Annotated in this window: 21 protein-coding genes and 1 riboswitch; of the genes, 4 read left to right on the top strand and 17 right to left on the bottom strand. The window is 60.4% G+C overall.

Going from position 1 to position 20,958, the window contains the following annotated elements; translation table 11 throughout:
• Positions 1–107: 107 nt before the first annotated feature.
• Complete coding sequence (gene ahcY / locus RYC17_RS25340) at positions 108–1,517, bottom strand: adenosylhomocysteinase (protein WP_058407740.1); 1,410 nt, start codon at positions 1,515–1,517, stop codon at positions 108–110.
• Positions 1,518–1,540: 23 nt separating this feature from the next.
• A riboswitch (S-adenosyl-L-homocysteine riboswitch) is annotated at positions 1,541–1,651 on the bottom strand.
• 220 nt (positions 1,652–1,871) lie between these two features.
• On the opposite strand from ahcY, the gene RYC17_RS25335 reads away from it, so the two are divergent.
• A complete protein-coding gene (locus RYC17_RS25335; protein ID WP_004409331.1) occupies positions 1,872–2,267 on the top strand; it encodes an acyl-CoA thioesterase in 396 nt (131 codons plus the stop codon).
• Positions 2,268–2,426: 159 nt separating this feature from the next.
• Here RYC17_RS25335 and otnI read toward each other — a convergent pair whose 3' ends face one another.
• The 7 genes from otnI to alaC form a co-directional block, all read right to left on the bottom strand.
• Positions 2,427–3,212, bottom strand: a complete 786-nt coding sequence (otnI, locus tag RYC17_RS25330) for a 2-oxo-tetronate isomerase (protein WP_316904701.1) — start codon at positions 3,210–3,212, stop codon at positions 2,427–2,429.
• Positions 3,213–3,234: 22 nt separating this feature from the next.
• Positions 3,235–4,692: an SLC13 family permease gene (locus tag RYC17_RS25325; RefSeq protein ID WP_058407738.1), complete on the bottom strand. Its 1,458-nt coding sequence runs from the start codon at positions 4,690–4,692 to the stop codon at positions 3,235–3,237.
• A 135-nt stretch (positions 4,693–4,827) separates the two neighbouring features.
• Complete coding sequence (locus RYC17_RS25320) at positions 4,828–5,466, bottom strand: aldolase (protein WP_003392253.1); 639 nt, start codon at positions 5,464–5,466, stop codon at positions 4,828–4,830.
• Positions 5,466–6,755, bottom strand: coding sequence for a 3-oxo-tetronate kinase (otnK, locus tag RYC17_RS25315; RefSeq protein ID WP_058399841.1), 1,290 nt, complete (start codon positions 6,753–6,755; stop codon positions 5,466–5,468). Before otnK ends, RYC17_RS25320 begins: the two co-directional genes overlap by 1 nt.
• Before the next feature lie 10 nt (positions 6,756–6,765).
• Entirely contained in the window at positions 6,766–7,671 is a 906-nt protein-coding gene (gene ltnD, locus RYC17_RS25310; protein WP_005778759.1) for an L-threonate dehydrogenase, read from the bottom strand.
• Positions 7,672–7,898: 227 nt separating this feature from the next.
• Complete coding sequence (locus RYC17_RS25305; RefSeq protein ID WP_003422458.1) at positions 7,899–8,354, bottom strand: YkgJ family cysteine cluster protein; 456 nt, start codon at positions 8,352–8,354, stop codon at positions 7,899–7,901.
• A 174-nt stretch (positions 8,355–8,528) separates the two neighbouring features.
• Complete coding sequence (alaC, locus tag RYC17_RS25300) at positions 8,529–9,737, bottom strand: alanine transaminase (RefSeq protein WP_316904700.1); 1,209 nt, start codon at positions 9,735–9,737, stop codon at positions 8,529–8,531.
• A 337-nt stretch (positions 9,738–10,074) separates the two neighbouring features.
• Between alaC and ilvD the strand changes: the two genes are divergently transcribed.
• Complete coding sequence (ilvD, locus tag RYC17_RS25295; protein ID WP_031595017.1) at positions 10,075–11,922, top strand: dihydroxy-acid dehydratase; 1,848 nt, start codon at positions 10,075–10,077, stop codon at positions 11,920–11,922.
• Between the two features lie 88 nt (positions 11,923–12,010).
• Here ilvD and RYC17_RS25290 read toward each other — a convergent pair whose 3' ends face one another.
• The 8 genes from RYC17_RS25290 to RYC17_RS25255 form a co-directional block, all read right to left on the bottom strand.
• On the bottom strand, positions 12,011–12,334 hold the full coding sequence (locus RYC17_RS25290; RefSeq protein ID WP_002551720.1) for a DUF3392 domain-containing protein: 324 nt from the start codon (positions 12,332–12,334) through the stop codon (positions 12,011–12,013).
• A 9-nt stretch (positions 12,335–12,343) separates the two neighbouring features.
• Complete coding sequence (gene hemW / locus RYC17_RS25285) at positions 12,344–13,558, bottom strand: radical SAM family heme chaperone HemW (protein WP_122259468.1); 1,215 nt, start codon at positions 13,556–13,558, stop codon at positions 12,344–12,346.
• Entirely contained in the window at positions 13,555–14,148 is a 594-nt protein-coding gene (gene rdgB, locus RYC17_RS25280; RefSeq protein ID WP_058399845.1) for an RdgB/HAM1 family non-canonical purine NTP pyrophosphatase, read from the bottom strand. The genes hemW and rdgB overlap by 4 nt, the downstream gene beginning before the upstream one ends.
• A gap of 33 nt (positions 14,149–14,181) precedes the next feature.
• Positions 14,182–14,802, bottom strand: coding sequence for a methionine biosynthesis protein MetW (gene metW, locus RYC17_RS25275; protein WP_004666458.1), 621 nt, complete (start codon positions 14,800–14,802; stop codon positions 14,182–14,184).
• 7 nt (positions 14,803–14,809) lie between these two features.
• On the bottom strand, positions 14,810–15,949 hold the full coding sequence (locus RYC17_RS25270) for a homoserine O-succinyltransferase MetX (RefSeq protein ID WP_003432070.1): 1,140 nt from the start codon (positions 15,947–15,949) through the stop codon (positions 14,810–14,812).
• Positions 15,950–16,141: 192 nt separating this feature from the next.
• On the bottom strand, positions 16,142–16,732 hold the full coding sequence (locus RYC17_RS25265; RefSeq protein WP_002551725.1) for a YggT family protein: 591 nt from the start codon (positions 16,730–16,732) through the stop codon (positions 16,142–16,144).
• Positions 16,733–16,757: 25 nt separating this feature from the next.
• A complete protein-coding gene (gene proC, locus RYC17_RS25260; RefSeq protein ID WP_316904699.1) occupies positions 16,758–17,576 on the bottom strand; it encodes a pyrroline-5-carboxylate reductase in 819 nt (272 codons plus the stop codon).
• 22 nt (positions 17,577–17,598) lie between these two features.
• The gene (locus tag RYC17_RS25255) at positions 17,599–18,285 is read right to left on the bottom strand and encodes a YggS family pyridoxal phosphate-dependent enzyme (protein WP_002551727.1); all 687 of its coding nucleotides are present in this window, start codon (positions 18,283–18,285) and stop codon (positions 17,599–17,601) included.
• 55 nt (positions 18,286–18,340) lie between these two features.
• Between RYC17_RS25255 and RYC17_RS25250 the strand changes: the two genes are divergently transcribed.
• Positions 18,341–19,375: a type IV pilus twitching motility protein PilT gene (locus tag RYC17_RS25250; protein WP_002551728.1), complete on the top strand. Its 1,035-nt coding sequence runs from the start codon at positions 18,341–18,343 to the stop codon at positions 19,373–19,375.
• A 95-nt stretch (positions 19,376–19,470) separates the two neighbouring features.
• On the opposite strand, the gene RYC17_RS25245 is transcribed toward RYC17_RS25250, so the two are convergent.
• Positions 19,471–20,148, bottom strand: coding sequence for a C40 family peptidase (locus RYC17_RS25245; RefSeq protein ID WP_002551729.1), 678 nt, complete (start codon positions 20,146–20,148; stop codon positions 19,471–19,473).
• A gap of 250 nt (positions 20,149–20,398) precedes the next feature.
• On the opposite strand from RYC17_RS25245, the gene RYC17_RS25240 reads away from it, so the two are divergent.
• Entirely contained in the window at positions 20,399–20,803 is a 405-nt protein-coding gene (locus RYC17_RS25240) for a TM2 domain-containing protein (RefSeq protein WP_316904698.1), read from the top strand.
• The last annotated feature ends 155 nt before the right edge of the window (positions 20,804–20,958 follow it).

Genomic DNA, 20,958 nt, shown 5'->3' with positions numbered 1-20,958 from the left:
CGGAACGGCCTTCAGATACTGAGCATCACCGGGGCAGCGAGTGCTGCCGGTGATGGCTGATCACGCTCGATCCGCTTCTGCGTAAGAAGCGGGCCGAGCCTGCTCAATCAGTAGCGATACGCGTGCGGCTTGAACGGACCTTCGACGGTCACGCCGATGTAATCGGCCTGAGTCTTGGTCAGCTTGGTCACAACGCCGCCGAAGCCGCGGACCATTTCCAGGGCCACTTCTTCGTCAAGCTTCTTGGGCAGTACTTCAACGGTCAGACGCTCGGCCTTTTTGGCGGGAGCCAGGTCAGCGTACTTCTGCTCGAAGAGGAAGATCTGCGCCAGCACCTGATTGGCGAACGAGCCGTCCATGATGCGGCTTGGGTGGCCAGTGGCGTTACCCAAGTTGACCAGACGGCCTTCGGCCAGCAGGATCAGGTAGTCATCGTTCTGGGCGTCGAACGCGCCAGGGCCGGTGCGATGGATCTTGTGAACCTGTGGCTTCACTTCTTCCCATGCCCAGTTCTTGCGCATGAAAGCGGTGTCGATTTCGTTGTCGAAGTGACCGATGTTGCACACCACAGCGCGTTTTTTCAGCGCTTTGAGCATGTTCGAATCACAAACGTTGACGTTACCGGTGGTGGTCACGATCAGGTCGATCTTGCCCAACAGAGCCTTGTCGATGCTTGCTTCGGTGCCGTCGTTTTCGCCGTCGATGAACGGCGAGACCAGTTCGAAACCGTCCATGCAGGCCTGCATGGCGCAGATCGGGTCGACTTCGGTCACTTTGACGATCATGCCTTCCTGACGCAGCGACTGAGCCGAGCCCTTGCCCACGTCACCGTAGCCGATCACCAGTGCCTGCTTGCCGGACAGCAAGTGGTCGGTGCCGCGCTTGATGGCGTCGTTCAGGCTGTGACGGCAGCCGTACTTGTTGTCGTTCTTGCTCTTGGTCACCGAGTCGTTGACGTTGATGGCCGGGATTTTCAGCTCGCCCTTGGCCAGCATGTCCAGCAGGCGGTGAACGCCAGTGGTGGTTTCTTCGGTGACGCCGTGGATCTTGTCCAGCATCGCCGGGTATTTCTTGTGGATGATCTCGGTCAGGTCGCCGCCGTCGTCGAGAATCATGTTGGCGTCCCATGGCTGGCCATCCTTGAGGATGGTCTGCTCGATGCACCACTCGTATTCTTCTTCGGTTTCGCCTTTCCAGGCGAACACAGGAATACCGGCAGCAGCGATGGCCGCAGCAGCCTGGTCCTGAGTGGAGAAAATGTTGCACGACGACCAGCGAACTTCGGCACCCAAGGCAACCAGGGTTTCGATCAGCACGGCGGTCTGAATGGTCATGTGGATGCAGCCCAGAATCTTCGCGCCTTTCAGCGGCTGATCACCAGCGTATTTGCGACGCAGACCCATCAGGGCAGGCATTTCGGATTCGGCAATGATGGTTTCGCGACGACCCCAGGCGGCCAGGGAAATGTCGGCAACCTTGTAGTCATTAAATTCTGCGGGCGTGATTACAGCACTCATTGAGAGTCTCCATTCCATAAAAATGCGAATGGGCGCCGTTGTGCGTTTAAGGTTTGCCGGTCGAGGATCGTCCTGGCAAACAACGCCCCATCCGAGCCTGACAGGGAAAACCTGCTGCAGCGCCCCTCGGACAGGTGGCGGGAACGGTATCAAGCGTGGATGACCGTTTTGAAACGTTGGGCAGTATAGCTGCGCTCGCGATTCTTCCCAAGGCTTTCTGTCGGTTTAAAGGCCATGCAATTGCCATCTGCCTGTAATCGGGTCGATGCACAGTTGCTATGACGCAGGCATGGGCGTGGGCCGCCGGCTCTGCCATCATGCGCATCTCTACCGGCCAGACGCTCAGGAGTGAACATGAATTTCCACACCCGCAAGTGGGTCAAGCCCGAAGACCTCAACCCCAACGGCACATTGTTCGGCGGTAGCCTGCTGCGCTGGATCGATGAAGAAGCGGCGATCTACGCGATTGTCCAGTTGGGTAACCAGCGCGTGGTTACCAAGTACATCTCGGAAATCAACTTTGTCAGCGCCTCGCGTCAGGGCGACATCATCGAGCTGGGCATCACCGCCACGGAATTCGGCCGCACCTCGATCACCCTCAAATGCCAGGTGCGCAACAAGATCACCCGCAAAAGCATTTTGACTGTCGACAAGATCGTCTTCGTCAACCTCGATGAAGACGGCCAGCCAGCGCCGCACGGCCGGACTGAAATCCGCTATATAAAGGACCAGTTCGACGTAGAGGACTGATACCTCTTCAAGATCGGACGCGGAGCGTCCAGAACGGCATGCGACGCGGAGCGTCGCACGATAGTGTTTTCCCGGGCACGACAGTTACAGAATGATCGTTCCTCACGCTCCGCGTGGGAATGCCGTTCACGACGCTCCGCGTCGTCTATCCCGCGTGTTTCAGCCCTTGGCTTGTAGCTCGCGCAACCACGCCAGACCCACGCTGGTGTCGCCTTTAGGGCGGTATTCGCAGCCGATCCAGCCGCTGTAGCCCAACTCGTCGATCACGTTGAACAGGTGTTCGTAATTCAGCTCGCCCAGGTTCGGCTCGTTACGATCCGGTACCCCGGCGATCTGAATATGACCAATGCCTGCAAAGTCGCGACGCAGCTTGCTGGTCAGGTCACCTTCGACGATCTGGCAGTGGTAGCAGTCGAACTGCACCTTCAGGTTGTCGGCACCCACCAGTCTGCAGATGTCCTGTGCCTGATCCTGACGATTGAGGAAGAAGCCCGGCATGTCGCGGGTGTTGATCGGCTCGATCAGAATCGTGACGCCTGCGCCCTTGGCTTGCTCAGCCGCGAACGCGAGGTTTTCCAGATAGACCGCCTGATGACGCTCACGCAAGCTTTCATCGGCCAGCAAGCCAGCCATGACATGCACTCGGTCATTGCCCAGCACCTGTGCGTACTCCAGAGCCCGCTCGATACCGCTGCGAAACTCTGCTTCACGGCCCGGCAGCGTGGCAATGCCTCGCTCGCCTGCTTCCCAGTTGCCTGGCGGGGCGTTGAACAGCGCCTGCACCAGACCGTTGTCGCTCAGGCGCTGCTTGAGTTCCTGAGTGCTGTAGGCGTAGGGGAACAGGTACTCGACCGCGCCGAAACCATCGGCAGCGGCTGCGGCGAAGCGCTCAAGAAAGTCATGCTGCGGGTACAGCATGCTGAGGTTGGCGGCAAAACGAGGCATGTTAACTCCAGTCTTTAAAGGGTCAGACGAATGGCCAAAGCAGCAGGGTGATCACGAAGCCCAGTGTGCCGAGCAGCGTGACCAGTACGGTCCAGGTGCGCAAGCCGTCGGCGACGTTGAGGCCCGCCAGCTTGGTGAACATCCAGTAACCGGCATCGTTGATGTGCGACATGGCCAGACCGCCGCCGCCCATGGCCAGACACAGCAGGGCCAGGTGGTTGGCGCTCAGGTCCAGCGTGGCGATCAGCGGGCTGAGAATGCCTGCAGTGGTCACCAGTGCAACGGTGGTCGAGCCCTGAACAGCGCGCAGCAGCAGGGTCAGCAGGAAGCCCAGCGCGAGTACCGGCAGACCGGTGTTGCGCAGCGCCTCGGAGACCACGGCACCAATGCCGGTATCGACCAGCACCTTGCCGAACACGCCACCGGCACCGGCAATCAGAATAACCATCGCCACACCGGGCAAGGCCGAACCGATCACGTCGGACACCTGAGTGCGGCTCCAGCCACGACGCGAGCCCAGCAGCCATGCGCACAGCAGGGTATCGATCAGCAGCGCAACCAAGGGGGCACCCAGTACGGTCAGCACTGCGCGCAGCGTGGACGTGGCTGGCAGCATGGTGGTGGCCAGTGTGCCCATCAGAATCAGCACGATCGGCAATAGAATCAGCGCGATGATCAGTCCGAAACCCGGTGCGGGCGCAGGCGGCAGCTTGCTCGCCAGGCTGCTGGCGGTCTCTTCTGCGCCCAGGGTTCTGGTTTCAGTGGCCTCACGCACAGCGGAATAATCGTTGCGGGCCCAAGCTTCCAGGTCTTCGTTGGTAACGTGCGGGCCGTAGACTTCGGCGCGGATATCGTCGGTCATCGGGTAGGTCTTGCGGGTCATGCGCCCTGCGACGAAATAACCGATCATGCACAGCACGGCAACGATCGGAATGCCCAGCATCAGCACCCGTCCAAGGTCCGCGCCCAACTGACTGGCAGCGGCGACCGCGCCAGGGTGTGGCGGCAGAAACGCATGCACGGCGAGCAAGGCGGCGCACATCGGCAGCGCGAAAATCAGCAGCGGCTTGCGTGCCGCACGCGCCACACCGTAAGCCAGCGGCATGAGGATGATCACGCCGACCTCGAAGAACACCGGAATACCGACCATGAAACCCGCAATGGTCAGCGCCAGAGGCGTGCGCTTGTTGCCGAAGCGGTTGATCAGGGTTTTGGCCAGTGCTTCGGCCCCGCCGGACAGCTCGATGATGCGCCCGATCATCGCGCCCAGGGCGATGATGATCGCGATATGGCCGAGGGTCTTGCCCATGCCGCCTTCGATGGTGGCAACCAGATCGGCCGGTTTAACACCGGCGACCAGCGCCACGATAATGCTGACCAGCATCAGGGCGACGAAGGGCTGGAATTTGTACTTGAGCACCAGAAACAACAGCAGTGCGATGCCCGCACCGGCCACGACCATCAACATGAGCGGCGTCATGCCCGTGCACTCCGGTCGATGGTGGTAAAGACTGACAACGAAACAGCGGGGTAGGGGTGAGTCATGCTCTCGATTCCTGTTGTTATTGTTTTTCGACCGGGAGGCGCAATGCGCTCCCCGATCACCGTGTGCTCGTTACCACCTGGCGCCGAACACCTGACGCAGCTCTTCAAGCGCCGCCGGGTCCAGCGGTGCAGGTTTGGGGTTGCTCATCAGCCACAGACGCGCTGTTTCTTCCAGCTCTTCCAGGGCGTAGCAGGCCTTGGCCACCGAGCTTTCCCAGACCACCGGGCCGAGCCGCTCGAGCATCACGCCGCGCACACTGTTGGCCAGTTCCGCCACGCGCTCGGCGACTTTCGGTGAGCCGGGACGTTCGTAAGGGATCAAGGGGATATGCCCGACCTTCATGACCTGATACGGCGTCAGCGGCGGCAGAATGTCGTCCTCCTGCCACACTCCGGCCAGGGTCAGGGCGACCAGATGCGTCGAGTGCGTATGCACCACGCCGCCGACCTGCGGGTTGCGGTCGTAGACTTCGCGGTGCAGGGCCAGGGTCTTGGACGGCTTGCTACCCGATACCCATTCACCGGCCAGATTGACCTTGGCGATATCCGCCGGGTCCATGCGGCCCAGGCAGGCGTCGGTCGGGGTGATCAGCCAGCCATCGTCGAGCCGCGCGCTGATATTGCCCGCGCTGCCCACCGTGTAGCCGCGGCCATACAACAGCCTGCCGACGTCGCAGATTTCCTGACGCAGGGCGTTTTCATCAATCATCAGGCTGCCCCCGCCAGTTGCTTGAGGGCTTTGGCGAAGAAGTCGCGAGCGCCGAAATTACCGGACTTGAGCGCCAGTGCCAGCGGTTGTGCGCCGCTGCTCACCGTGGCCGGAACGCCCGGGTCGATCTGTGCGCCGATCTGCAACAGTTGCACGCCCAGCGCCTGAACCACCGCACCGGAGGTTTCGCCACCGGCGACTACAAAACGGCGCACACCAGCGTTCAGCAGCCCCTTGGCGATCTCGCCCAACGCGGCTTCGACCATGGCACCGGAGCGTTCAACACCCAGCTCTTTCTGCACGGCTTTGACTTCATCCGGAGTGCTGGTGGCGTAGATCAACACGGTTTGCCCGGCGTCTCTGGCAAATGCCAGCGCCTGCTCGACCACCGGCTTGCCTGCGGCCAGATCCAGCGGGTTTATGCGCAGCGCAGGGCGATTGTCTTCCAGCCAGGCCGCGACCTGGCCATTGGTGGCAACCGAAGCGCTGCCCGCCAACACCACTTCGCCGCCGCTGATAGCGATCTGTTTGGCTGCATCAATGTCACGCAGCTTGCCCGCTTTGCGGAAATTGCCCGGCAAGCCCAATGCCAGCCCCGAGCCGCCGGTCAGCAGTGGCAGGTCAGCGCAGGCTGCGCCCAGTGTGTACAGGTCCGCGTCCGACAGGGCGTCGGCAATCGCCATGCTCACGCCCTCGGCGCGCAGTTCGGCAATCTTGCTGCGCACGCTATCCACACCGTTGGCGACTGTGTCATAGCGCAGCAAGCCGACTTTGCCGGTGGTCTGCGCTTGCAGCACGCGCACCAGATTGGCATCGGTCATCGGCGTCAGTGGGTGGTTCTGCATGCCCGATTCGCTGAGCAACTGGTCCTGTACGAACAGGTGGCCGCGGAAAATCGTGCGGCCGTTTTCCGGGAAGGCCGGGCAGGCCAGGGTGAAGTCGCTGTCCAGTTGTTTCAGCAGTGCTTCACTCACCTGACCGATATTGCCAGCGGCGGTCGAATCGAAGGTCGAGCAATATTTGAAGAAGATCTGCTCGCAACCGCGCTCGCGCAGCCATTCCAGCGCGGCGAGGGATTCAGCCACCGCGTCGGCGCTTGGCGTGGTGCGCGATTTCAGGGCGATGACAATCGCGTCGGCGTCCAGACCGGCAGCCATTTCTGCGCTGGGGATGCCGATGCTCTGCACGGTGCGCATGCCGCCGCGCACCAGCATGTTGGCAAGGTCGGTGGCGCCGGTGAAGTCATCGGCAATGCAGCCCAGCAGCGGGCGAGCGTTGTTCAGGCTCATCAGTCGCTCCTCAGGCTTTTTCTGGCTTGGCTTTCGGCAATTCGATGCCCGGGAAAATCTTGATCACTGCCGAGTCATCCTCGCGGCCGAAACCGGCGCTGGAGGCCTGCATGAACATCTGGTGTGCGGTGGCCGACAGCGGCAGCGGGAATTTGCTGCTGCGCGCGGTATCCAGCACCAGGCCGAGGTCCTTGACGAAGATATCCACAGCCGACAGCGGCGTGTAATCGGCGTTGAGGATGTGCGGCACGCGGTTCTCGAACATCCACGAGTTACCGGCACTGTTGGTGATCACTTCGTACAGCGCGTCAGCATCGACACCTTCACGCAGACCGAGGGCCATGGCTTCGGCGCTGGCTGCAATGTGTACGCCGGCCAGCAACTGGTTGATGATTTTGACTTTCGAGCCCAGCCCGTGGACGTCGCCCAGGCGGTATACCTTGCCGGCCATGCCATTGAGGATGGCTTCGGCCTTGGCGTAAGACTCGGCCGGGCCGGAAGTCATCATGGTCATCTGGCCAGCGGCAGCCTTGGCGGCGCCGCCGGAGATCGGTGCGTCGAGGTACAGCAGGTTCTGTGCGGCCAGACGCTCGCCAAGTTCGACGGCGAAGGTCGGCGCAACGGTGGCGCAACCGATGACCAGACTGCCCGGACGCAGCGCCGCGACCGCGCCGTTTTCACCAAACAGAACGGTTTCGGTCTGCTCGGCATTGACCACGACGGTAATGATCACATCGCAGGCAGCGGCCATGCTGGCCGGGGATTGGCAGGCAACGCCGCCTTCCTGAGCAAACGCTTCGGTCACGCTGCTGCGCACATCGCAGGCATGCACAGTGAAGCCGCTACGCAGCAGTGAACGGGCAATGCCCAGACCCATCGCACCCAGGCCGATAACGCCAACGTTTTTGCTGGTCATGCAGTAATCCTCAAAGTCAGTGCCGATGCCTGTGTCGCTGGCATTCGAGCGTTATTGTTCTGATCTGTGAATCGGATAGTGAATCAATGAGTAAATAATGTGAAGTATTTTTATTTTTCACAAAAATTAACATCGATAGGCTTTTTCCATCGCCCACAAAAAAGCCCCTGACCGGGGCTTGATTGATGTGAGCCGATATTCTGCGCGTTGCGCAGCCCTTCAAGGGGTCAGAACTTCGGCACTGGCGCGCTGGTGGCGTTTCTCAAAGAACCGCTTTCCTGACGCACGACTTCTTTGGGCTTGTACGCGCAATAACCTGGGCGCGGCCCGATTTTCGGGTGGTTGCGGCAGGTGTCCGGGCGCTTGTCATAGATGGTGCACAGGCGGCTTTTACGGTCCAGATACAGGCAGTCGTTGTTGCTCATGCGCTGCAACGTGAAGATTTCCGACTTCTGGTTGTAACGCTCAACGATGCCTTCTTTCTGCAGACGTTTGGCGATGTTCTTCGCCGGATCGCCGCGTTCGAACTCATCGACGATGCCTATGCGGATCAGGTCCTTGATCTTCACTTCTACCGGCAACGTGCAGCAACTGGATACGCAGCCCCCGCACATGTGGCTGGAGTATTTGGCCCAGGTGTCGATGCGATCGAGTTCTGCGGCGGCGATCAAGGTGGGTTTCATTTTATTTCAGAATTCCGGGTGTATCGGGGCGCGCGATCATACCGGTCCGCGGCCATTTGCAGTAAGTAAAAATTGCCGAGGCGACTGTCGGTCAGTCAGGGCGGGGCGTAATCGGTGGCGATGCGCATGCCTGCCGAGCGCATTCGGTCAGCAGGCATGGCGTAAAAGGCGAACTCAGGACTTGAGCTTGTCGTCGGCCCTGAACATGCTGCGGATGCCGCGCACGGCCTGGCGGATGCGGTCCTGGTTCTCGATCAGGGCGAAGCGCACATGATCGTCGCCGTACTCACCGAAACCGATGCCCGGCGAGACACACACCTTGGCTTCGGCCAGCAGCTTCTTGGCGAACTCCAGCGAGCCCAGGTGCGCATAAGCCTGTGGAATCTTCGCCCAGACGTACATCGACGCCTTGGGGTTTTCGACCATCCAGCCCAGCTCGTGCAGGCCTTTGACCAGTACGTTGCGGCGCTGGCGATACTGCTCGGCAATGTCGAGCACGCACTGCTGATCGCCTTCCAGCGCGGCAATCGCCGCCACCTGCAGTGGCGTGAAGGTGCCGTAGTCGTGGTAACTCTTGATCCGCGCAAGAGCGTTCACCAGCTCCGGGTTGCCGACCATGAAGCCAATCCGCCAGCCCGCCATGTTGTAGCTTTTGGACAGGGTGAAGAACTCGACGGCAATGTCCTTGGCACCCGGCACCTGCATGATCGACGGGGCTTTCCAGCCATCGTAGACAATATCGGCGTACGCCAGATCGTGAACCACCAGCACGTCATACTGCTTGGCCAGCGCCACCACGCGCTCGAAGAAATCCAGCTCCACGCATTGCGCCGTCGGGTTGGACGGGAAGCCCAGAATCATCATCTTCGGCTTGGGAATCGAGCCGCGAATGGCTTTTTCCAGTTCGTCGAAGAAGTCCACGCCTGGCACCAGCGGCACTGATCGCACCTGGGCGCCGGCAATCACGGCACCGTAGATGTGAATCGGGTAACTGGGGTTGGGCACCAGCACCGTGTCGCCCTGATCCAGCGTGGCGAGCATCAGGTGGGCCAGGCCTTCCTTGGAACCAATGGTCACGATCGCTTCGCTTTCAGGGTCGATGTCGACCTCGTAGCGCTTCTTGTACCAGTTGGAAATGGCCCGACGCAGGCGTGGAATGCCGCGCGAGGTGGAGTAGCCGTGGGTGTCTTCGCGCTGGGCGACGGTGATCAGTTTTTCGACAATGTGCGGCGGTGTGGGCCCGTCGGGGTTGCCCATGCTCAGGTCGATAATGTCCTCACCACGACGACGAGCAGCCATTTTCAGCTCGGCGGTGATGTTGAACACATAAGGGGGGAGTCGATCGATGCGCGCAAAGCGGCGCGGCGAACCTTGGTCAGCCATGAGTATCTCGCAAACGTAAGCGCCCGGAACCGTCCGAGCGACGTGGCCACATGAGGCGGCCTGCCGAGGAAGATAAATGCCCTGATAGCATTTTGTCCATCGGGATTTGCAGCGCGGCACCGATGGCGATATTCGGACCCCATCAAACCACCCGGCGGTGTAGAATCGGCGCTATTCATCGCCAGTCATCCCCGGCGGGTTTATGAGCTCAGGCCGAATACACGGTGATCCCGTGGTGTTCGGTTTCTTCGCTGCCTGCGGTCACTGCCGCTCGTTCGCGACGTCAATAGAAGCTCACTCCCTTCCTGATCAGCCTTATTTTTGCCGGAGTGTTTCAATGCCTGATTACCGCTCGAAAACGTCCACCCACGGCCGCAACATGGCCGGCGCCCGTGCCCTGTGGCGCGCCACGGGCATGAAGGACGAAGACTTCAAGAAACCGATCATTGCCATCGCCAACTCCTTCACCCAGTTCGTACCCGGCCACGTCCACCTCAAGGACATGGGCCAGCTGGTCGCGCGTGAAGTCGAGCGCGCCGGTGGCGTGGCCAAGGAATTCAACACCATTGCGGTCGACGATGGCATCGCCATGGGCCACGACGGCATGCTCTATTCGCTGCCGAGCCGCGAGATCATTGCCGACTCGGTCGAGTACATGGTCAATGCGCATTGCGCCGACGCCATCGTGTGCATTTCCAACTGCGACAAGATCACCCCGGGCATGCTGATGGCGTCGTTGCGCCTGAACATTCCGGTGATCTTCGTCTCCGGTGGGCCAATGGAAGCGGGCAAGACCAAACTGGCCAGCCATGGCCTGGATCTGGTCGATGCGATGGTCATCGCCGCCGACTCGACAGCCAGTGACGAAAAAGTCGCCGAGTACGAGCGCAGCGCCTGTCCGACCTGCGGGTCGTGTTCCGGCATGTTCACCGCCAACTCGATGAACTGCCTGACCGAAGCACTGGGTCTGGCCCTGCCGGGCAACGGTTCCGCACTCGCCACCCACAGCGACCGCGAGCAACTGTTCCTGCAGGCCGGCCGCACCATCGTTGACCTGTGCCGTCAGTACTACAAGGAAAACGATGACTCGGTGTTGCCGCGCAACATCGCCAACTTCAAGGCGTTCGAGAACGCCATGACGCTGGACATCGCCATGGGCGGTTCGACCAACACCATCCTGCACTTGCTGGCCGCTGCTCAGGAAGCCGAGATCGACTTCGACCTGCGCCACATCGACCGCCTGTCGCGCAAGGTGCCGCAGCTGTGCAAGGTTGCGCCGAACATCCAGAAGTACCACATGGAAGACGTGCACCGCGCGGGCGGGATCTTCAGCATCCTCGGCGAGCTGGCTCGTGGCGGCCTGCTGCACACCGACCTGCCGACCGTACACAGCAAGACCCTGGCTGAAGGCATCGCCAAATGGGACATCACCCAGACTGACGACGAGGCCGTGCACACCTTCTTCAAGGCAGGCCCGGCGGGCATCCCGACGCAGACCGCGTTCAGCCAGTCGACCCGCTGGGAAAGCCTCGATGACGACCGTGAAAACGGCTGCATCCGCAGTGTCGAGCATGCCTATTCGCAAGAAGGTGGCCTGGCCGTGCTGTACGGCAACATCGCGCTGGACGGCTGTGTGGTGAAAACCGCTGGCGTCGACGAGTCGATCCACGTCTTCGAAGGCAACGCGAAGATCTTCGAAAGCCAGGACAGCGCGGTGCGCGGGATTCTCGCTGACGAAGTCAAAGCGGGCGACATCGTCATCATCCGTTACGAAGGCCCGAAAGGCGGTCCGGGCATGCAGGAAATGCTTTACCCGACGTCGTACCTGAAGTCCAAAGGGCTGGGCAAGGATTGCGCGTTGCTCACCGACGGCCGCTTCTCGGGCGGTACGTCCGGCCTGTCCATCGGTCACGCTTCACCGGAAGCGGCGGCAGGCGGTGCAATCGGTCTGGTGCGCGACGGTGACAAGGTACTGATCGACATCCCCAATCGCTCGATCAACCTGTTGATCGACGATGCGGAAATGGCCGAGCGCCGTACCGAACAGGACAAGAAAGGCTGGAAACCGGTGGAATCGCGTCCACGCAAAGTGACCACCGCCCTCAAGGCCTACGCCCTGTTGGCGACCAGCGCTGACAAGGGCGCGGTGCGTGACAAGGCGTTGCTGGACAAACTGGTGCCTTGATCTGCATTGGCAACACTAAAAAGCCCGGCAGAGATGCCGGGCTTTTGTTTACAGCTGGTTTCACACTGTGGGCAGTGAAAGGGAGCGCTCACTTCCTGTCCGCAATCACCCCGATCAGCACCAGCACCACCAGCAGCACCGGCGCCAGGCTGTAGTTGTTGAACTGGCTGAGGCCGCGCACTACCCACGGCGTGGCGTAGATCAGCGCCGCGCCGCTGCCGACTGCGCAGAGCAGGGCGATCAGCGGGATGCGCAGGGCACCGGTAATGCCGCTGATTCGCTGTTCCAGCCAGCCTTTGATGTCCGAGCCGAACAGCACCAGCAGGCAGCCCACCAGCGCGAGTGCGATTTCTGAAAGATTGCTGCGACTCCAGCGCGAAACGGTGGCGAGCAGATCGAGTACGAAATCCATGCAGGGTCCTTAGATCAGAAAGTATTGCAGCAGGTCGTTGAGGAACAGCTGGCCTTGCGGCGTGGCGATCAGGCGTGTCGGGTCCTGGTGCAGCAGACCCTTTTGTTCTGCCTGTCGACGTGCCTCGGCGAGCGAATCGAGGCTTAGACCGGTTCTTTCGCGAAATAACGCAGCGTCCACACCATTTGTCAGTCGCAATGCATTCATCAAAAATTCAAACGGCAATTCGTCCAGCGGCAACAGCTTTGCCCCGGCCTGAAAAGGCTTGTCCGGGTTCAGGTAATCCTTGGGCAGCCGGGTCTTCCAGGTGCGCATGATGCGTCCGTCCGGATGGCTCAACTTGCCATGTGCGCCTGCGCCGATACCGATGAAATCTCCGAACGCCCAATAGTTGAGGTTATGCCTGGCCGGTTTTCCGGGCTGCGCATAAGCCGACACTTCGTACTGCGCGTAACCATGAGTGGCCAGCAACTGCTGTCCGGTTTCCTGAATGTCCCAAAGAATGTCGTCTTCGGGCAGCACCGGTGGCTGATTCCAGAACACCGTATTGGGTTCCAGGGTCAGTTGATACCAGGACAGGTGCGTCGGGGCGAGGGCGATGGCCTGGCGCAGATCGGCCAGCGCTTCGTCCTGGGACTGGTCTGGCAGACCGTGCATCAGGTCCAGGTTGAAGTTGTCGAAACCGGCCTGACGCGCCATGTCGGCGGCACGAATCGCTTCGTCGCCATTGTGGATGCGGCCCAGCGCCTTGAGTTTGGATTCCTGAAAGCTCTGAATGCCGATCGACAGTCGATTGATGCCCAGACCGCGATAGGCGCTGAATTTGACCTGTTCGAAGGTGCCGGGGTTGGCTTCCAGGGTAATTTCGATGTCGCTGGCAAAGCGGATGCGTTGTTCCACGCCCTTGAGCAGGCGGCCCAGTGCGTCTGCGCTGAACAGGCTCGGCGTACCGCCACCAAAGAAGATCGATTGCAGCTCGCGGCCGTAGACGTGCGGCAGGTCAAGGTCCAGGTCGGCGAGCAGGGCGTCGACGTATTCCTGTTCCGGCAGTACGGGGCTTGCGGTGTGCGAGTTAAAGTCGCAGTACGGGCATTTGCGCACGCACCACGGAATATGGATGTACAGCGACAGCGGTGGCAGGTGCGGCAGCGCAGGGCGTGGGCTCTCTGACGAGAAACCGCTCTCGCCGAGAAACAGCGGCTGCGCAGGCGAATCGTGGGTCATTGCAGACCCAGGCGTTGCCGCAACAGGACCATGGCGCGGGCGCGATGGCTGAGCTGGTTTTTCTCGCTCGGGCCGAGTTCGGCACTCGAGCAATTGCGCTCCGGCACCCAGAACAGCGGGTCATAGCCGAAGCCGTGTTCACCGCTGGCAGCGTGCAGGATGCGCCCATGCCACAGCCCTTCACAGAGGATCGGCAGTGGGTCGTCGGCGTGGCGTACCAGCGCCAATACGCAGACAAATTGTGCGCCACGCTGCTCGTCCGGCACGTCTTTGAGCGCCTCCAGCAGCTTGGCGTTGTTGGCGGCATCGCCCTTGCCCTCGGCATAGCGTGCGGAATAGATACCCGGCGCACCGCCGAGGAAATCCACCGCCAACCCCGAGTCGTCGGCCAGCGCAGGCAGGCCGGACAGGCGCGCGGCGTTACGTGCCTTGAGGATTGCATTCTCGACGAAGGACAGGCCGGTTTCTTCCGGCTCCACCAGACTGAACTCGCTGACCGAGCGCAGCGTTACGCTGCCGCCGAGCATGGCCTGGAGTTCCTTGAGTTTGCCGCCATTGTGGCTGGCCAGTACGAGTTGTGTGAGGTTCATGGTTGGCCTGTCGTGGTGCTTGAAAACGGTCGGTTAAACGGCAATCTTGTGGTCCGTCAGCCCTGGGCTGGTGACCCGGTAGATGCCGATTTCACCCAGCAGGTTGGGCCAGAGTTTGCTGGCCCAGCCGTGACGATGCTGTTGATCGACGGCCAGCCTGTCGAGCACCTTTGCATCGCGTTCACGACACAGTTCTTCGAAGTCGCCGAAGGTGCAGAAGTGAATGTTCGGCGTGTTGTACCAGGTATACGGCAGGAATTCGGACACCGGCATGCGGCCCTTGCTCGCCAGGTACCAGCGGCAGCGCCAGTGACCGAAGTTCGGAAAGGTGATGATGCACTGACGCCCGACGCGCAGCATCTCGTCGAGGATTCGGTCCGGGTAATGCACCGCTTGCAGGGCCTGGGTCATGACCACGACGTCGAAGCTGTTGCTGGCAAAGTTGCCCAGCCCCTTGTCGAGGTCCTGCTCGATGACGTTGATGCCCTTGGCGACACACTCGGCAATGTTGGCAGCGTCGTTTTCCAGCCCGTAGCCGGTGACCTGCTTGTGGTCACGCAGCCAGGTCAGCAATTCGCCGTCGCCACAACCCAGGTCGAGCACGCGGCTGCCTGCGGGAATCCACTCCTGGATGATTTCCAGATCGGCTCTCATGACGTCCTCACAACGAAATTCGGTTCATGTAATTACCGAAAGCCTGCAAGTAGCGCGGAATCGGGATCAGAAAGGCGTCGTGGCCTTGAGGTGCGTCGATTTCCAGATAGCAGACGTCCTTGCGCGCGGCCATCAGTGCGTCAACCAGTTCCCGCGAGCGGGCCGGCGAGAAGCGCCAGTCGGTAGTAAACGACATCACGCAGAATTTGGCGGTGGCATTGGCGAAGGTCTTGGCCAGATCGTCGTTGAAGTTGGCGGCAGGGTCGAAGTAGTCCAGCGCTTTGGTCATCAACAGGTAGGTATTGGCGTCGAAACGCCCCGAAAATTCTTCACCCTGATAACGCAGGTAGCTCTCGACCTGAAACTCGACGCTGTGGAAGTCGTAGTTGAGTTTTTCGCTCTTCAGACCACGGCCGAATTTCTCGCCCATCGAGTCATCCGACAGGTAGGTGATGTGCCCGACCATCCGCGCCAGCATCAGGCCGCGTTTGGGGATCACACCGCGCTCCTGGAACGAGCCACCGTGGAATTCCGGGTCGGTGAGAATGGCCTGACGCGCCACCTCGTTGAACGCGATGTTCTGTGCCGACAGCTTGGGGGCAGAGGCGATCGCCAGGCAATGGCGCACGCGATCCGGGTAGCTGATGGTCCATTGTAGCGCCTGCATGCCACCCAGACTGCCGCCAATCACCGCAGCCCAGGTGTCGATACCCAGCAGATCCGCCAGCCGGGCCTGGCTGTTGACCCAGTCTTCTACGGTCACCACCGGGAAATTGGCACCGAACGGCTTGCCGGTGTCCGGGTCAATGCTGCTCGGCCCGGTGGAGCCATTGCAGCCGCCCAGATTGTTAAGGCTGACGACGAAGAACTTGTTGGTGTCGATAGGCTTGCCGGGACCGATACAGCTATCCCACCAGCCCGGTTTGCGGTCATCGGCGCTGTGGAAGCCTGCGGCATGGTGATGCCCGGACAGCGCGTGGCAGATCAGCACGGCATTACTGCGTGCGGCGTTGAGCTGACCGTAAGTTTCGTAAATCAGGTCATAGGCCGGCAACGAACGACCGCACGCCAGCGCCAGAGGCTCGCTGAAGTGCGCCGTCTGTGGTGTGACCAGTCCGACAGAATCGTGAGGGAATACCGTGGGCATCGACCCTGCTCTCGCATAAATGAGGCGTAAGTCTAAAGACCGCGGGGTGCAGCGGCAATAAGCGATGTTGTGAGGCACAAATCAGCTGCACCTCGGGACAGGACGCAGAGCGTCCAGAACGGCATGCGACGCGGAGCGTCGCACGATAGTTGAGGTTATCGTTCCTCACGCTCCAGCGTGGAACAAGATTGCTTACATCAGCAACCGCAGCACATCCGGCATGTTGCTCATGGCGGCGAGGTTGTTGATGACCAGCATGTCCAGCAACTTGAGCACCAGAAACGCCAGGATCGGCGAGATATCCAGCCCGCCCAGGTTCGGGACGATCTTGCGGAACGGTGCCAGGGCGGGCTCACAGATCTGGTTGACCAGTTCTGCGCCAGGGTTGCTGCTACCCGGTGCGACCCACGACAGAATCACGCTGATGATCAGGGCAAAGAAGAATATCTTCAGAAACAGTGCGGTGACGCCGATGATCGACCAGAGCAGCAGGTGCAGCGGATCGCCCGTGGTGCCGAACATCAGCAGCAGGGTCAAGGCCATCAGCACCATCTGCACGATGATCGCCAGTACCAGCGAAGACATGTCCAGCCCGCCCAGGCTGGGGATGATGCGCCGCAGCGGTTTGAGCAGCGGCTGGGTGGCGCGCACGATGAACTGGCACAGCGGGTTGTAGAAATTGGCCCGCACCAGTTGCAGCACAAAGCGCAACAGCACGATCAGCAGGTAAAGACTGCCAAGCGTTTGCAGGACGTAAATTGCAGCGGTGTTCAATCCGATCATCGATCTGCTCCAGAAAACCCGAAAATTATTTGCCCAGTTGCTCAGCCAGCTCGGCTGCACGATGATCTGCGGCAGTCAGTGCCGTTTCCACCAGTGCTTCGAAGCCGCCTGCCTGAAATGCCTTGATGGCCGCCTCGGTGGTCCCGCCCGGCGAGGCGACACGACGACGCAGCTCGCCCGCACCCACATCACTGCCGGTCGCGATCAGTGCCGAGCCCAGTGCGGTTTGCAGAGTCAGCTTTTTCGCGATGTCTTCCGGCAGGCCCAGTTTTACACCTGCCGCGGTCATCGCTTCCATCATCAAAAAGAAGTACGCAGGGCCACTGCCAGACACCGCTGTTACAGCGTCCATGTGTTTTTCCTGCTCGACCCAGACCGCTACACCGACGGCAGACAGCAGTTGCTCGGCCTGCCCGCGTTGTTCGGCAGTGACCTTGTCGGTGGCATACAGCCCGCTGGCCCCCTGACGCAGCAGCGACGGGGTATTGGGCATGCAGCGCACCACCGGCTGATCGCCAAGCCATTGAGTCAGGCTAGCGCAGGTAATGCCGGCCGCAACCGACACAATCAGCTGATTGGCTTCAAGGCTGGACTTCAACGCCTGGCAGACGTTTTTCATCATCTGCGGCTTGACCGCCAGCACCACGACATCTGCGCCCTTGATCGCCTCGGCGTTGTTGGCAAATACCTGGATGCCATGATCGTTGGCGATGCGTTCGCGGGTTTCGGCACCCGGCGCGCTGGCACAGATCAGTGCCGCGTCCACGCCTTGGGCGCGCAGGCCGCCGATCAGGCTGGCAGCCATGTTTCCGGCACCGACGAAGGCAATACGAGTCTTGCTCATGAAGGGGTCCTTATGGGGAAGGTTATGGCTGGCCATAGTCGCGGGCGCCAAAGAGAGCTGTGCCGATACGCACCCAGGTTGCGCCTTGTGCAATGGCGGCTTCCAGGTCGTGGCTCATGCCCATGGAAAGTGTGTCGAGCGCCAGGTTCAATTGCTCCTGCAACGTGCGCACAGCGGCGAACGAGGCATGCTGAGCCGCAGGGTCGTCTGTGGGCTCGGGGATCGCCATGAGGCCGCGCAGCTTCAGTCGCGGCAGGGCGATGATGGCGGCGGCCAGCTCCGGCAGGTCCTGAGGCGTGCAGCCCGACTTGCTGGCTTCGCCACTGACGTTCACCTGAATGCAGATGTTCAGTGGCTCAAGCGCCTCGGGGCGTTGCTCGGACAGGCGTTGGGCGATTTTCAGGCGGTCCACGGAATGTACCCAGGCGAAGTTCTCGGCGATAGCGCGTGTCTTGTTCGATTGAATGGGGCCGATGAAGTGCCAGCACAAGGGCAGGTCGCTCAGTTCGAGCTGTTTGCCCAGTGCTTCCTGTAAATAATTTTCGCCAAAGTTGCGCAAGCCTGCGGTGTAAGCTTCACGCAAGTCGCCGGCGGGCTTGGTTTTGCTCACCGCCAGCAGGCCGACGGACGCCGGTTCGCGGTTGGCGGCGAGGGCTGCGTCGCGAATTCGTTGTTCGAGCGTTGAAATGTTCGCTGCTATCGTGGACATTGATTTGCGCCAGCAGGGCTAAAGTCTGCGGCATTCTATGTGATTGAGGAGCTGTATGGATATTACCGAGCTGCTGGCCTTCAGTGCCAAACAGGGCGCGTCGGATTTGCACCTCTCTGCAGGTCTGCCACCGATGATCCGCGTCGACGGCGATGTGCGGCGTATCAACCTGCCCCCGCTGGACGCCAAGGAGGTCAAGGCGCTGATCTACGACATCATGAACGACAAGCAACGGCAGGATTTCGAGGAGCGTCTGGAAACCGACTTTTCCTTTGAAGTGCCGGGCGTTGCGCGTTTTCGGGTCAACGCATTCAACCAGAATCGCGGCGCAGGCGCGGTGTTTCGTACCATTCCCTCGAAAATCCTGAGCATGGAAGACTTGGGGATGGGCAGTGTGTTTCGGAAGATTACGGATGTGGCGCGCGGCCTGATTCTGGTCACCGGACCGACCGGCTCAGGCAAGTCGACGACGCTGGCGGCGATGATCGACTACCTCAATTGCAATAAGCATCACCACATCCTGACCATTGAGGACCCGATCGAATTCGTTCATGAATCGAAGAAGTGCCTGGTCAACCAGCGCGAAGTTCATCGCGACACGCTGGGCTTCTCGGAAGCACTGCGCTCGGCCCTGCGCGAAGACCCGGATGTGATTCTGGTCGGTGAGATGCGCGACCTGGAGACCATCCGCCTGGCGCTGACTGCGGCTGAAACCGGCCACCTGGTATTCGGCACGCTGCACACCACGTCAGCAGCCAAGACCATTGACCGGATTGTGGACGTGTTCCCGGCTCAGGAAAAGTCGATGATTCGCTCGATGCTCTCCGAATCGCTGCACGCAGTGGTTTCACAGGCGCTGCTCAAGAAGGTCGGCGGCGGACGGGTGGCCGCGCATGAAATCATGATGGGCACGCCCGCGATCCGTAACCTGATTCGCGAGGACAAGGTGGCGCAGATGTATTCGTCGATCCAGACCGGCGGTTCGTTGGGTATGCAGACGCTGGATATGTGCCTGGCTGATCTGGTGAAGAAAGGCCTGATCACCCGCGAAAGCGCTCGTGAGCGGGCCAAGGTGCCAGATAACTTCTGATCGCAGGGATGCTGCAGGAACGAAAAAGGGGTCTTGAACGCGTTCAAGACCCCTTTTTTCAGATGCGGCTTGCGGACCGCAGATTCACGCCAGGATCAGCGCTGAACCACGCGCATCTGGCCGGGCTGTTTTGGCAGAACGCGCTTGGCAATCTTGTAGTGACTGTTCCAGTACGGCTTGTTCAGCGTATCGACAGTTACGGCCTTGCCACGACGCGGCGCATGCACGAACTTGTTGTCACCCAGGTAAATGGCGACGTGGTTGATGTTGCGGCTCTTGATGTTGAAGAACAGCAAGTCACCCGGTTTCAGATCCTTGCGATCCACCGTCTGTCCATGACCCTGGGCCATGGCATTGGAGGTGCGTGGCAGGTCGACCTCACGCACATCCGTGTAGGCATATTTGACCAGTCCGCTGCAGTCCAGACCCTTGCCGGGTGTGGTGCCACCCCAGCGGTAAGGCGTACCGACAGCCTGCAAGGCGCGTTTCACGACGGCATTGCCCTGCTTGGCAGGGACAGCAGCCGACGCCTGCAAGGTGGCCTTGCTGGCGTTCTTGCGTGAAACCGGCTTGGAAGCGCGGGCATTTTTGGGGTGAACGGATACTGGTGTGGCTTCCTGGGGTGCATTGCGAGTCGCGAGTGCCGGTGAAGAGTGACTTTTGGCGGTGTAGCCCGTGAAGCTCGCAGGAAGTTGTTGCTCACGATTGGTGGCGTGGGCGGCCAGTGGCATAAAAAGGCAAATGGTTAGCCATGTCTTGAAAAAAGGACGCATTCGGCAGGGCTCGTAGTGGTCAGCGCGCAACTTTATAACAGCTTTTTCGGAAAATCTGACCCCATTTGTCGAGCGCATCACACTGGTATCGTTGCGTTTTATGCGACAGACTCTTTCTTTTTTCTTGCTAATCCCTTTGACGACAAGGGCTTGGCGGCATAAAACCGCCTCATGTGCCATACGTCGGAAGAGGGAAACCAAGTCACAAATTTGTTATGTATTTTTTTCTATCAGCGCAAAGAGGGTAAAAATGAACGCCTATCGTTCGGACACGCACAGCAAGGTCATGGGCTACCTGATGTGGATTTTCGGGTTCCTGGGTGCGCATCGCTTTTACTACGGCAAGCCGGTCACCGGGACCCTCTGGTTCTTCACCTTCGGTCTGTTTGGTATCGGCTGGCTGATCGACCTGTTTCTGATCCCGTCGATGGACCGCGAAGCCGACCTGCGCTTTACCTCGGGTTCCACCGATTACAGCCTGGCGTGGATCCTGCTGACCTTCCTCGGCCTGTTTGGCGTACACCGCATGTACCAGGGCAAGTGGATCACCGGCATTATCTACCTGTGCACGGGCGGGTTGTTTCTCTTGGGGATTCTGTATGACTTCTGGACCCTGAATGACCAGATCTCGATGAAGAACGCCCGACGCGGGTAAGGCTTGGGGCGAGGGGCTGACGCAGAGGGTGGTCCGGCCCCGCCACCTATCGTTGCTCACGCTCCAGTCCAGACACCTCTCGTTCCTCACGCTCCAGTGAACTGCCCCCAAGAAGTTGGACACCAATCCGACCTCATGGGGGTGTTCAAATGGGT

The sequence above is a fragment of the Pseudomonas syringae group sp. J248-6 genome (assembly GCF_032586995.1).
Classification (GTDB): Bacteria; Pseudomonadota; Gammaproteobacteria; order Pseudomonadales; family Pseudomonadaceae; genus Aquipseudomonas; species Aquipseudomonas amygdali.
The sequence above is the reverse complement of the archived record's forward strand: the minus strand, read 5'-3'. Positions and strand labels throughout refer to the sequence as shown.